The sequence below is a fragment of the Amycolatopsis sp. NPDC114484 genome (assembly GCF_055633755.1).
On record NZ_JBVKDQ010000020.1, the window covers coordinates 32,288 to 44,342 of the forward strand.

The following is a 12,055-nucleotide window of genomic DNA, read 5'->3' on the forward strand; positions in this document are numbered from 1 at the left end:
GGCGCGGAGTTTGCCATGGAGGCAAACACCCGAATGGGTCTAAACGTGCAGACCGGCGCGGTAAGCGATGCCGCGCAATTCGCGTCCGTCTGCGTCGCGCCTGGCCTTGCCCACCAGGTCGCTGATCAGGGACACAGTAAAGGGGTGGCGCAGCACGTGCGAGGGAGAGATCTCCTCGGCTTGCCGGAGCATAGGGACCACCCGGTGCCGCTGTCGGGGCAGCGCCGCGAGCGCCCGCGCCCGGTCGCGCCAATACACAGCCTGCCGGGCGCGCACCGTGAGTGCTGCGGGCTCGATGTTCTCGGCGATGGCCGCTGCTTCGGCGTGCTCGCCGGCCTCGAGCGCACCTTGCATCCGCCACACGCCCACGTTCGACGGGCCGAACCCGAACCCGAGCAGGTTGGTTTCACCTGTCCGCTCGGCCAGCTCAGCGGCGTGGTCGAGCGCGGCGGCGCGCTGGGCACCGTCTCGGCGGGCAGAGGCGATCAGCGACGTCACGAGGGCAAGGGATCCGTTCAGCTGCAGCTCTTCCGTGGTCGTCCGCGGCAGCTCAACAGCGTTGAGTCGATCCGTTGCGAGGTCCAACGCGCCCGCGGAGAGCAGGCCGAGAGACGTGCCGTAGGCGCTCACCGCGAGCGGCACGGGCTCGGCCAGTCGCTCGGCTGCTTCTCTCGCCAGCTCTGCCGCCTGCCACGCCAGGTCGATCGGGGCTCCGACCATGGCGAGCCACGCTTGGGTGCCCTGCATGTGCATGAGGGTCGCCAGCCGGAGCAGATTCCGTTCGTCCCGGCCTGTCTGGAGGCTGGTGTGCAGATCCCTGATCAGGCCTGGCAGCGCCGCACCGACGAGGTCGGAACGCGCATCGTTGATTTCGGCGAGCAACCGTAAGACCCGTGCATGGAGCGCATCGGCAGGCAACACCTCGCCCTGCGGAGCTTCCACGCTGACCGCGAGGAGTGCGAGCCGGACCGCTGCGAGTGCCTGGTCGTCGGCGGGTCCCCCGGGGTGGGACAGCACCTCTCCAGTGATCTCGCTCGGCGCGACCTGGAGCGCCGCGGCGAGCCGGACGAGCAGAGCGCGGCTGTCGAGCTGGCGATCCCCGGTTTCCAGCCGCGACAGGTACGAAATCGAGATCCCCGCCAGCCCGGCGACGACCGCGAGGGACTTGCCGCGCGACTTGCGAAGGTCGCGCAGCACGGTGCCGATCGGTGCGGACACGGGCATCCCTCATTACCGGAATCAACTCCTAGCCTACCGCCATCACGGGGAAGCCCCTGCCGTGCACGTGGCGGCAGGGGCTTCCCACCGCGTCAAGCCACAGGTCAGAACGGCCTTTTCAGCTCAAGCGGCCGTACTTCGGCGAGTCGCGAATGGCAACCCGCGAAAGCACTAGAGCCGTGCGTAACCAGGCTTCGAGACGGCGATGTCTTCGGCGGAGGTGGCTACGTCGGCGGTTCGCATGCGGAGCAATTCATTGACACCCACTGACGCGGCCGAGTGGATCGAGCCGGGCACCCCGTAAACCCGGCGGCCAAGTTCGCGGGCTGCGTGCGCGACGGTCAGCGCGCTGCCGCGCCGACCGGCTTCGACGATCACGGTCGCCGAAGAGAGGGCTGCCAGCAACCAGCATCGCGCGTGGAACCGGGTACGGGTTGGACGCGTTCCGACGGAGTATTCGCTGACGAGCAGTCCGCCTTGGTCGACCACGCTCTGGAAGAGCGGCGCGTGCTGTTGTGGACAGGTCTGGTCGACGCCGTTGGCGAGCACGACGACCGTTGTGCCGTCGGCAGTCAGCGCGCCACGGTGCGCGGCTTGGTCCGTCCCGAAGCTTCCTCCGCTTACTACGGTCGTGCCGCGGCGGGCGAGTTCGCAGCTGAAGTCGGCGGCGACATGATTGCCATATTCCGTTGAGAGGCGGGAACCCGTGATCGTCACGGCCGTCCTGGTCAGATCGGTGAGCCTGCCGTCGCCGCGCGCCCAAAGCGCAAGCGGGACGCCGTGGCCGGCCAGGCCGGTGAGCCGGACGATCGGCCAGTCGTCGTCTTCTGGGGTGAGCAGGCTCGCCGTGCCGTTGTCGAGGGCACACAGGTCCTCGTTGATCACGGCGTCGGGGCGGGTGACCTCGTTGAGTACGGCGGGAGGGGCTGTGCCACGTCTGATCTGGTCGGCGGCGTCGACTGGTCCGACGTCGGTGACGTAGAGATGGACCGCGGGGGCTGGTGGTTCGGCGGCGCGGAGCAGGTAGAGCCGGGCGTGCAGTTCAGGGAGAGTCGGCATGTGCGCTTCCTCCAGACGAAGGCGCTAGTTCGGGAGGCAGGGCGGGCTTGCTGCCGGGTCAGGAATCGAAGTCAGATCGACCGTTGATCACGGAGCGGACCTCAGCGGCCGTGTGAAGGCGGCCGCGGGCATTGGAGTGGGCATAGGCGAGGCAATTCGGTCCGGTGAACCACAACGTGAGCGTTCGAGCGCCTCGTGCGAATCCACGCCGGTACCCGCGTGCGTCGCCGAGTTCAGCGGGATGCAGCGGTGGCAGAGTGCCGTCGAGTTCGAGATCAGGGCGTGCAATCCATCCATGTGCCGCGAGATCCTCGAGAATGTTTGGGTATTGCATGTCCTCCGCGCGTGCGTTGGCGTAGCCGGTGGCGGTGCGGGTCAACGTGTCCGCGAGGCGGTTCGTGCGTTCGGTGACGTAGCGCAGCCCCATCGCCGGGTACGGTTTCGTCTTGAACAGGGTGTGCGCGTCGTCTGCGAGATCGGGGATCTGGCAGCGCAGGTCCCGGGCGTAGTCGGCATCACTTTGAGGCTGGCGCTACGTACCGCCGCAAGCCATTCGGCCTCGTTAGCTCGTGCGCGGACCTGATTTATGTTGGTCGCCGGATCGTCGTTGGATTGCAAGCTCATCGGTGCTCCTGGGTGGTGGTCAAACGTTTCGTCGAAGCGGAGCGAATTCGTCGGGTGCATCACTGCATGAGCGGAGTGATCGGGCGGATGCGGAGCGGCTCTTCGCCGCGATACGAAGCAGCGAGGTGACCGTGGTCGACGACGATGTGGTAGTCCTTCAGCCACACCGAGAACCACTTTTCGGCGGACGCTCCGCGGCGAGCCGCGGAATCGGCTGTCAGCGGCAGACCCGGCACCGGTGCGGTGCGGTAGGTATCAAGTGTTCCGTTGACCATGGGGCACGCGAGCGCGGTGTAGGCCGCGCACTGTGGATGCAGCGCGGGTTCGCTGGTGCACTGCCGAGGAAGGTCGGAGGCGCGCAGGAGAAGCACGGCGGGTTGAGGGGCGAGACGGTGCCCGCATACGCCGCACAACCGATACACGAGGGCGTTTTCAGCGTAGGTTTGCTCGATACTGCCGAAAACGTAGCCGCCGCCCGGCAGTTTCGGTGTTGTCCAAGGCACTATCAGGCCGCCGGCGAGTGGACCCCCGGACAGCCAGACGGGAACGGGAGGGCGATCGGGATTCATTAGGAAGTTTCCTCTTGTCGTGCGAGGCTCGTTCGATCGGTCGCGGCGAGCAGCGTTGACTGCGGGCTCCGAACGACTCCGCCGGCGTCCTGCCTGGAGCGCTTTGTAGCGGGTGATGTTGTTGGCAGTGATGCCGACCGCGGGCCCGAAGACGGCGACGCGTAGGCACGCCGATTGGTGGTCGTGCGGGAAGAAGTTGCCGGAGTCGTGGATCCGGTTGGTTCCGTTGCGCGCATCGCCGGACGCCGAGCTGCTTCAGGCCGCTGTTCTGGCGCACCAACTTCATTGACCCTCCACGGGATCAGGCGAGGAGAGCGGTACGCGAGTCCGTCCTCGATCCTATTTATCGGACGGGTTTTTGGTTGACTGACCGACTCTGGGACGGCGGCGGAGGTGTCGGCGACAGCTGGCTCGGGCTCAGCGGCGATACCGCATGATCGAGTGAGGTTCCAGGGGCGAAGATGCCTATGTGGTAAGCGATCGCGACTGCGTGCGCCCGGTTGACGGCGCGGAGCTTGCGGAAGGCGTTGTACAGATGGGTTTTCACCGTTTCAGCGCTGACGTACTCGATTTGCGCGATTTGGAAGTTGGACAGTCCGCGCGCGACGTGCGTGAGCATCTGAACCTCGCGTGCGCTCAGCACCGGTCGGCGGCTCATCGCATCCACCGCAATGCACGCCGCGACCAGGAGGGTTTTCTGGGATCTGGTTTCGTGCACGCAGCGATGAAGAGATGCGGGGGAATCCCGGCTCGACGGGCCTTGCGAGAGGGCTGGCGGCGCCGACCGAACTGGGTGATCACCGTCTGTGCGGCACGGGCGTGCTGGCTTGTGTCGCGGTCCCAATCCCGCGGGACAACAGCCAGAAGGTTCCCGTCGTCGCGAAGCAGGGACCGGGCCAGAAGAACAGGCTCGGCCCAGTTGGGTTCGAGCACCTGATGGAGGATCACGGCGTCGAACGGGCGCTGGCGAGTCTCCCTCAACTGTTTGAGGCCTTCAGCGGAGCGGACGAAGGTGACCGAATCTTGCGGTGAGCTTTCCGCTAGATGCTTCTGTTCCGCAGCGTCGGTGTCGGCGCGGCAGACAAGAACCCGCTTGGAACGCGAGCCCTCCGCCCGTGCTGAGGTTTTGCTGCCGGTGCGACCGGGGATGGCGGGAGACACCGAGCCGGTTCGGTTTCGATGCATGACAGGTTCCTTCGTGCCGGAGGACGGACCCCGCCTCACAGCAGCCGCGCGTTGCGGGCGTGCAAGCCCTCGACCAGCGGGCGGTGCGAGGGCTTGTTTGATCCGGGCTTGCGCCCCGCAGTGCGGATGCTTGAGTGGCTGGGGTCGTCCCGGCGCGACGGAACTGCAACTGGCTTTCGTGACCCTCGCAGAAACCCATCGTCGAGTGACTTCACCTGTTGACAAATTTGAGATGTGTCGGCAAAGTGAAACACAGAAGGTGGTCAGTCGTCAGTCCGGACCGGAGTGGCTGCGACTGCGCCTTCCGGGCGGTGGCTCTACCCTTTCCCCCTCAGTGGAAGCCGCGGTCCGGCCCAGGAGGCGGTTGTCGGGGAGGGCGCCGCCTCCTGGGCGACCGGGTGCGTTTTGACTCTGCCTGAAGTCGTGAGCGACCAGTTCTTGTGGTTTAGCCGGCCGTCGGCAGGCAGAGCGGCTGGGGCAAAAGCACTGAGCCATCTGAGTGAAGTGTTGCGTTCTGCATACACCCGCGCACTCAGCGGTATACGTTGATCCGCTTGGAGGCGGTGGGTGGAGTCGCCTCCAAACGTCATATCGGCAGGGGAGGCCATATGAATCTCGTTGTGGTGCGCCGAACATCGGCGGGCTTGTGTCGGCGTGCGCAGGGAAGCAGGCGTCGCGACCGCGACATGTGATCCGCGCTGCGGGACCTGGATGAGAAGAGTCTGGTCGGCTGGACGTCCGCCGGTCCCGGAGGCGCATGACCGTCGCGGGGGATGAATGTCTGCAGGACGCAAGCTCGGCTTCGTCGAACCATTGCGGAACAGCGAATTCCGGGCTCTTTGGCTTGCCGAGCTGAGTTCCGTTGTCGGCGACCAGCTCGCGCGGGTGGCGCTTGCCTTGGTGGTGTACGCGCAGACGGCGTCGGCGTTGCTTACCGCGCTGACGTACGGCTTGACATTGGTTCCGAGCTTGCTGGGCGGGTTGTTGCTGTCGGGCCTGGCCGACCGGCTTCCTCGACGCAGCGTCATGGTCGCGACGGATGCCGCGCGTGCGCTGCTCGCGGCGGCGATGGCGGTACCCGGACTGCCCCTTCCGGTGCTGTGGGGCTGTGTCGGTCTCTTGAGTTTTGCCGCAGGGCCGTTCAAAGCCGCGCAGATGTCGTTGCTGCCCGAGGTACTCGGCCGCGGCGAACGCTACGAAGCGGGGCTAGCGTTGCGGCAGTTCACCACGCAGATCGCGCAACTCGTCGGGTTCGCCGGCGGAGGGCTGCTGCTGGCGTGGCTGGACCCGCACGTCGCCATGGTGCTCAACGCTGGCACGTTCGTCGTGAGCACCATCCTGGTGCTCCGCGGAGTCAGTCGGCGGCCAGCGGCGCGTGCCGAGGACAATCCAGATCCTTCGGAGCCAGCCGAGCGAGATCCTAGTGATGGACGCGCTGTCGTTGTGACGTTGTTCGGGCTGGTGGTGCTGCTCGGTTTGTACATCGTTCCCGAAGGGCTGGCCGCACCGTACGGGCGCGAGCTCGGCGCCGGTGCGATCGGGATCGGCCTGCTGATGGCGGCGGATCCGATCGGCAGCGCGATCGGTGCCTGGGTCTCGACGCTGGTGCGGCTGCCGACGACGCTGCCGGCGATCGTTGTCTTGGCCGTGGCCGCCGGGCTGCCGCTGACCGCCTGCGCGGCGAGGCCGAACCTTGGCTTGACGTTGGCTCTGTGGGCAGCTGCCGGTGCGATCGGGCAGCTGTACTTGATCAAGACTCAGGCGCTGGTGGTCGCAGTGGTGCCGAACCGGAGGCTGGGCAGCGTGATGGGCCGGATGGGAACGGTCATGTACTGCTCGCAGGGCCTCATGATCGTGATCGGCGGAGCCGTCGCCGACCGGGCCGGCCCTTTCCTGGCGACCGCTGCTGCCGGAGCGAGCGCTGCGATGCTGGCGGTGGTCGTTGGCGCGGGGTGGTGGCTGGCTCGCTCCCGGGGAGCAACCAGGAGCGAGCCGGCTTCAGCGGATCGGGACCGTGATCACCATTCCTTGCCGCGCACGTTCGGCACCTCCCCCCGGGACCAGGACCGCCTGACCGACCGGGCCGCACGCGGAGAAACGTCACCGACCCGGTCGGCAACACACGGGAGTCAGTATGGCGGGTAGCCAACCGAAGGAGCCAGACACTGCGGAAAACGCCCTACTCAGACGGTCTTCTGATAGAAATTCGAAGCTGAAAGACGCGTCTAGATCGGTTTTCGTGACGGTTATCCTGGTCGACTTACTCGCCGTCGCACTGGTGCTGTGGTGGCTGTGGACCGGACCGTCAGCGCTCGCGAACATTGGCCGATCGGTGCTCATCGTCTCGGGCGGACTGTTGAGCGCGGAACTGACCTGGCGTCTCGAACGGCAGCGTCGGCAGCTGTCCGACACGCCGCACGTCAACATGAGCTCGGTAGCGATCCTGGCGGTCACGCTGGTGTCCGGACCGGTCGCGGGATCGACGGCGGCTGCGATCCTCTACCTGCATCTCTGGTGGAGGGCGTCGCGATGGACCAGCGGGATCGATCCGTACCGCGCGGTGTTCAACACCAGCGCGATGATCGTCTCGGCGTGCGCTTCCTACGGCGTCGTGCAAGCGCTGACACCTGGGGGAGTGCTGAGCGCGCCGAGCGAGACCAGCGCGCCGGTGCTCTTTGCTGCGATCGCGACGTTCTGGCTCGTCAATACGCTCGCAGTCGGTGCCGCCATCGCAGCTGCGGAGAAGCTGCGTTCGATCGCGGGCCTCGTCGGCGGCTGGAGCGCGAACGCCTTGGAGATCGTGACGCTGTTCCTCGGCGCGATCACTGCGGTAGTCATCCAGTTGCGGCCGTGGCTCACGCTCTTCCTGCTGCCGTTGATCTACGTTCTTCACCGTAGCGACTCCGTCAAACACCTCGAAACTGCGGCTAGCACCGACCGCAAAACCGGCCTGCTCAACATGGAAACCTGGCGCTGCCTGGCCGAAGCCGGCCTGAAGAAGGCACGCCGGCACCACGTGCCGGTCGCAGTTGTGATGCTGGACCTGGACTTCTTCAAGCGCATCAACGACACACACGGCCACCTCTTCGGCGACGACGTCCTGCGCGCAGTGGCGCACGTGATCGGCAGCGAGGTTCGCCGGACCGATCTTGTGGGTCGCTTCGGCGGCGAGGAGTTCGTGGTCTTCCTCTCCGACGCGGATCTCGTCCGGGCGACGGAGATCGCTGAGCGGATCCGCAGCGCCGTCGCGGCGCTCGAGATCGCTCCCGGCACAGGCGGCACTTCGCCGACCGTACCGGTGCGCATCACCGCGGGCGTGGCGTGCGACGACGGGTACAGCGACGACGATGTCGACCTGAGCCAGCTGCTGCTTGCTGCGGACAACCGGTTGTTCTTCGCCAAAGGGCAGGGGCGCGATCGGATCAACGCCGGCTACACGAGGCAAGCCCGCTGAGATCTTCGGCTACTGGCTAGGCGCTGTTTCGTAGCGGTGCATCCACTCGATCAGAGGGCGAACGGCGCGCAACGCTTCCGCACCCTTCCTGGTGAGCTCGTACCAGGTCGGCTTGAAGTGGCCTTCGTCGGCGTACAGGCGGACGAGACCGTGGTCTTGTGCTCGCTTGAGCGTTTTGGTGAGGCTCTGGTCCGAGAGCGGGCTGGCGTCCTCGCCGTTGTCCGGTCGTACTTCGCCTTCGTTCACGCGGTCGCGAATGTCGCGGTACTGGAGCTTGTCCTCGGTGGAGAGCGCGGCGAGCACGACGATCATCCACCGCCCTCGGAGCATCTCGACCGCCGACTCGAAGGTCTTTTGGTACGACATGTTCTGGCTCGACACGTCCTCAGCTAACACCATCCGCAGAGTGCTGTCTCGCTGACTGGTAGATCGAGTGCCGCGTGGGCCGAACGAGTGATTGCGGCCCGGAACACCCCTGCGTGAGTCGACGCCTTTCTCTTGCCTGAGTCGGCAGATTGCTTGGTAGGCATGCCGCAGCCGGGATTGACCGCCTGGCGCCGCACACAAGCGCGGGGCTTGGGCTGAGGCCAGGAGCAGGCCGCACGCCCAAGCCTCGCCAGCGGTCAAGAGGGCGGCCCGCCCGTGAAGCCGGGCCGAGTTCACGAGGTGGGGAATGCGCGCGAATCGAGCGGAAGAGCCAAGGCTGGAGCCGAGCATGGCCGCGGTCGTCGCGAGACTGGTCGGGGAAGTCCCGATTGCTCGGCCGTTCAGCATGAACGGCTTGATCGGCCGGTTGAACCGGCTTCGGGACAAACCCATCCGCCTGATGCGCGGCGATCTGAGCGGAACGATGCCGACCGGCTTGCTGCTCAGAACCGAGGTCGCGGATTACATCGTCGTGATCCGCGCCGCCCAGCGCGGGCATGCCCGCCACATCCACTTCCACGAACTCGGACACATCCTCCTGGAAGACGCTGAAGCCGCCGGGCCGTGCCTGCCGCAGGCGGACCCTTGTTCTCGTGAGGCCGACGAGCTGATGGCGGAGGAGTTCGCCCATCAACTGGCCGAGCGGATCGATGCGCACTGCCTGCGCGGCAGTTCCGGCAGCGAGACCCGCGCGGTCACCGCGCTGGGCAAGACCTTCGCAGCGGCGACGGACTTGCGCGGCCTGAATGTGTGAACCCTACGGATTGGTCGCGTTGGCGGCGGGGGCGTTGGTCGCGGCGGAAGGGGGCCGGACGCTGGGCGTATTCGCCCGGCATCGTGATGCGCGGGGCAAGGCGTACCTCGGAACGATGCTGACGTTGTTCGGCGTGTCGCTGGCGCTCCGGGCACCTGAGGTGACTGCGCTCGTGACCGAGGCGACCGGAGTGCCGAACCTGACGAGTTTTGTGCGCGGGGCGTGCTCGCTGGGAACAGTGGCCGGGCCGCTTGGCCTGCTCGGACTCAGCGGATGGACCTGGCTGCGGCTGAGATACGTCGTTGCCGCTGTCGCCGTCGGAACCGGTGTGCTTGCATGGCTTGCCTTCGACGGATCGCTGTCCCCTGACAAGCCTGAGCCGCTGGGTTCGGTCGTCTGGGTCAGCGGTGGCTTCCCGGGACTCGCCTTCGCGGTTTTCACTGTGCGATTCGTGAAAATTATCCAGCAGTCTCCATCGCGTGTGCGAGCTGCGGGCATCCTCACGGTTGTCGGCAGCACAACCTGCGTGGCTGGGGTTACGGCGAGTCTGGTGACCGCGGCCGGAGGGCTGGACCTGAGCGGAGGCAGCGTCTGGCGCGGCCTGCTGGTGCAGAGCCTCGGCGGCGTGCTCATCGCCACCGGTTCGTGGTATGCCGAAGCCGCGGACCTCATCGCTGATTTCCGTAGGGGACTGGAGACCATGAGAGTCCGGAGATTGTGGCGCTACGTCGAGCCGATCAGGCGGACGATGCCAGATCGGCTGGCCGCAGGCGGCGTGCCGGGGCGAGAGATCATCGACATCTACGATGCGCTGCTCCTTGCCCGGCAGCAGAACTGCGGCCGGGTGCGCGAGCGGGCAGCGTTGGTCGCGGATGCCGTGGGGCTTGGACCGCGGGACCGGGACGAGTTTCTCGACGCCGTGGAGCTGCGCTCCGCGGTAGTCACGCCGCGTCGTTCGCCCAGTGCGGCTACCAGCGCTCGGGTGGGGGAGTTGGGCGTCGATCTGGAGGAGGATCCGCTTGATGTCGACGTCGCGATACAGCGAGCGCAGGTAGCCAGATTGGCTCGGCTTGTGCTGCGGGATCGAGTGGTGCGGCGTACCGCATGAATCGCCCTCGCCTACCGGAGGATTATGTAAGCAAGTGCAGTGCATTCTCGTCTCCTGCAGCGGCGGACATTCCTGCGTTGAACGGCCGTGGGTGAACATGATGGCCACGTGCTCCTTGTACTGACCGGAGCGGCTGTGCGGCACAGGTGCGAGTCAATCCAAGGCGGTCAGCACGATCGCCAAATCGACGGAGCCCGCCGCGCATCGACTCGAATCAAATAACCGGAGGGTTCTTGGTTCGAGTCCAAGCGGAGGAGCAAAGTCTAGGTCAGCGACCTGGGCTTTTTTGCTACCCGTAAGTAGGGGCGATTTAGTGTCGATTTTGACGGTCGTCCTCTGGCCCACTGTTGTGCGGTCTGTGTGACGCGTCGCGGTCGGTTCGATCAGTGTGAACAGCGGGCGCTGGGTCTCCGTGATTGGAGGGGGCAGCGCTGGGAGGTCGGCGATGTCACTGATGGTTCGCCGTCCGGGGACAATGCGCTTAGGCCTCATTCGCTGTGTAGCGAACCGCTCTCGAGCGGTGACTCCTGCGGCGTGGACACGATCATCGAATCATTCGTACTCGAGAGCCTTCGCCTGTCATGACGTGGGAATACCTCGGGAGCGCCCCGAATCCCTGGGGCCAAGTCCCGCTCAGCGGCGGCGGGCAGAGCCTGGTGCCAAGGGTGCAGGCCTGCATGGACCGTGTCGCCATTGAGATTCTCCCCGCCACGACGAGCTAGTCCTGTTTGCCGATGCACCCGACAACGTGACCGGCCGGTTTGTCGGCGATCACGGGGATGGTGCCGGCTTTCCCGGCATGCGCCTGGAGGAGCACCCCAACATCGGAACGTTCTGCCTGCTGCGTCTGCCGACGGGCGCGCGGATGACGATCACCAACCGCGATGAAGCGGCTCGCTGCCGCCGGACCGGCCGTCCGCGACTGGATTGCCGGGTCGCCGCCGAGCGGCCTGTGGCCGACCAGGAGAAGGCCGCCGTGTCGATCATTCCTCTGGCTACGCCGGCGATGATGACGCTGATCGGTGGGCTGTTCACGCGGATCACTGCGAAGGATGTGATCGGCGTTGGTCACTGGGCATGTGGTGGCGGAATCCGTTGTACCGGGAGCCTGCGTTGTCGCTGCCCCGACGCGGGCGGTCGCGCAGGCTGTGGTGCGCATTGGATCAGTGGGAGTTGACCTGGGAAGGGAATCCGTTCGCCGCGGACGTGGTGGCCTCGCTGTCGGATCCTTTCGTGGGGATCGCCGGCGTCACGGTTTCGGGTGAGGGTCCCGACTGCCGCGTCTGCCTCGTGAGGCCGCCCTGCGCGTGCACGGGCGGGGATAGCCGATGCCGGGATATTCGCGACGCCGTCTCCGTCTGACCGCACATGACCACCGTTCCGACGAGGCGGGCGGTCGCCGTGGTTGATGTACGGCGAGTACTGGTCACATCCGGTAGTCGGGCGGCGACAGCAATTGCTGCAGTGTCTTCGCTCGGAGGTGCCGCGGTGGCGGGCACCGCATGGTGGGCGCTCACGATTCTCGCCGTTGTCGCGGTCGTGGCGATCGCATCGGCTGCGTCCTTCGGTGGCGGGAGGTTGCCGCTCGGGAGTCGATCGACAGGGAGCTGTGTCGGGCCAGCCCGGAGTTGGTGCGGGCATGGGCGCAGCTGGAGCGG

At 66.4% G+C, this 12,055-nt stretch carries 11 protein-coding genes; 5 read left to right on the plus strand and 6 right to left on the minus strand.

The window, feature by feature from the left end; translation table 11 throughout:
* Positions 1 to 39: 39 nt before the first annotated feature.
* The 5 genes from ACZ7SW_RS35685 to ACZ7SW_RS35705 all read right to left on the minus strand — a co-directional run bounded on the left by ACZ7SW_RS35685 (position 40) and on the right by ACZ7SW_RS35705 (position 4,188).
* Positions 40 to 1,218: a helix-turn-helix domain-containing protein gene (locus ACZ7SW_RS35685; RefSeq protein WP_470234776.1), complete on the minus strand. Its 1,179-nt coding sequence runs from the start codon at positions 1,216 to 1,218 to the stop codon at positions 40 to 42.
* A gap of 171 nt (positions 1,219 to 1,389) precedes the next feature.
* On the minus strand, positions 1,390 to 2,277 hold the full coding sequence (locus tag ACZ7SW_RS35690; protein WP_470234777.1) for a DNA-processing protein DprA: 888 nt from the start codon (positions 2,275 to 2,277) through the stop codon (positions 1,390 to 1,392).
* Positions 2,278 to 2,335: 58 nt separating this feature from the next.
* On the minus strand, positions 2,336 to 2,704 hold the full coding sequence (locus tag ACZ7SW_RS35695; protein ID WP_470234778.1) for a hypothetical protein: 369 nt from the start codon (positions 2,702 to 2,704) through the stop codon (positions 2,336 to 2,338).
* Between the two features lie 256 nt (positions 2,705 to 2,960).
* The gene (locus ACZ7SW_RS35700) at positions 2,961 to 3,272 is read right to left on the minus strand and encodes a hypothetical protein (RefSeq protein WP_470234779.1); all 312 of its coding nucleotides are present in this window, start codon (positions 3,270 to 3,272) and stop codon (positions 2,961 to 2,963) included.
* 541 nt (positions 3,273 to 3,813) lie between these two features.
* A complete protein-coding gene (locus ACZ7SW_RS35705; RefSeq protein WP_470234780.1) occupies positions 3,814 to 4,188 on the minus strand; it encodes a response regulator transcription factor in 375 nt (124 codons plus the stop codon).
* Between the two features lie 1,244 nt (positions 4,189 to 5,432).
* Between ACZ7SW_RS35705 and ACZ7SW_RS35710 the strand changes: the two genes are divergently transcribed.
* Entirely contained in the window at positions 5,433 to 6,800 is a 1,368-nt protein-coding gene (locus tag ACZ7SW_RS35710; RefSeq protein WP_470234781.1) for an MFS transporter, read from the plus strand.
* Positions 6,790 to 8,109 (plus strand): GGDEF domain-containing protein, encoded by a 1,320-nt coding sequence (locus ACZ7SW_RS35715; RefSeq protein WP_470234782.1) that lies wholly within the window; start codon positions 6,790 to 6,792, stop codon positions 8,107 to 8,109. The genes ACZ7SW_RS35710 and ACZ7SW_RS35715 overlap by 11 nt, the downstream gene beginning before the upstream one ends.
* Positions 8,110 to 8,118: 9 nt before the next feature.
* Here the strand turns inward: ACZ7SW_RS35715 and ACZ7SW_RS35720 are convergent, their stop codons facing one another.
* Positions 8,119 to 8,508 (minus strand): winged helix-turn-helix transcriptional regulator, encoded by a 390-nt coding sequence (locus ACZ7SW_RS35720; RefSeq protein WP_470234783.1) that lies wholly within the window; start codon positions 8,506 to 8,508, stop codon positions 8,119 to 8,121.
* A 316-nt stretch (positions 8,509 to 8,824) separates the two neighbouring features.
* Here ACZ7SW_RS35720 and ACZ7SW_RS35725 point away from each other — a divergent pair, with 316 nt between their 5' ends.
* The 3 genes from ACZ7SW_RS35725 (at position 8,825) to ACZ7SW_RS35735 (ending at position 11,574) form a co-directional block, all read left to right on the plus strand.
* Positions 8,825 to 9,289 carry a hypothetical protein gene (locus ACZ7SW_RS35725; protein ID WP_470234784.1) on the plus strand — a complete coding sequence of 155 codons (465 nt, stop codon included), beginning with the start codon at positions 8,825 to 8,827 and terminating at the stop codon, positions 9,287 to 9,289.
* Positions 9,290 to 9,404: 115 nt separating this feature from the next.
* Positions 9,405 to 10,397: a hypothetical protein gene (locus ACZ7SW_RS35730; protein WP_470234785.1), complete on the plus strand. Its 993-nt coding sequence runs from the start codon at positions 9,405 to 9,407 to the stop codon at positions 10,395 to 10,397.
* A 748-nt stretch (positions 10,398 to 11,145) separates the two neighbouring features.
* Positions 11,146 to 11,574, plus strand: a complete 429-nt coding sequence (locus tag ACZ7SW_RS35735; protein WP_470234786.1) for a hypothetical protein — start codon at positions 11,146 to 11,148, stop codon at positions 11,572 to 11,574.
* Positions 11,575 to 12,055 lie beyond the last annotated feature (481 nt).

What these genes read in the sequence shown, in the direction of transcription:
- ACZ7SW_RS35730 (WP_470234785.1), top strand. Translation starts at nt 9,405, where the DNA reads ATGCTGACGTTGTTCGGCGTGTCGCTGGCGCTCCGGGCACCTGAGGTG.
- ACZ7SW_RS35720 (WP_470234783.1), bottom strand. Translation starts at nt 8,508, where the DNA reads ATGGTGTTAGCTGAGGACGTGTCGAGCCAGAACATGTCGTACCAAAAG.
- ACZ7SW_RS35710 (WP_470234781.1), top strand. Translation starts at nt 5,433, where the DNA reads ATGTCTGCAGGACGCAAGCTCGGCTTCGTCGAACCATTGCGGAACAGC.
- ACZ7SW_RS35725 (WP_470234784.1), top strand. Translation starts at nt 8,825, where the DNA reads ATGGCCGCGGTCGTCGCGAGACTGGTCGGGGAAGTCCCGATTGCTCGG.
- ACZ7SW_RS35690 (WP_470234777.1), bottom strand. Translation starts at nt 2,277, where the DNA reads ATGCCGACTCTCCCTGAACTGCACGCCCGGCTCTACCTGCTCCGCGCC.
- ACZ7SW_RS35695 (WP_470234778.1), bottom strand. Translation starts at nt 2,704, where the DNA reads ATGGGGCTGCGCTACGTCACCGAACGCACGAACCGCCTCGCGGACACG.
- ACZ7SW_RS35715 (WP_470234782.1), top strand. Translation starts at nt 6,790, where the DNA reads ATGGCGGGTAGCCAACCGAAGGAGCCAGACACTGCGGAAAACGCCCTA.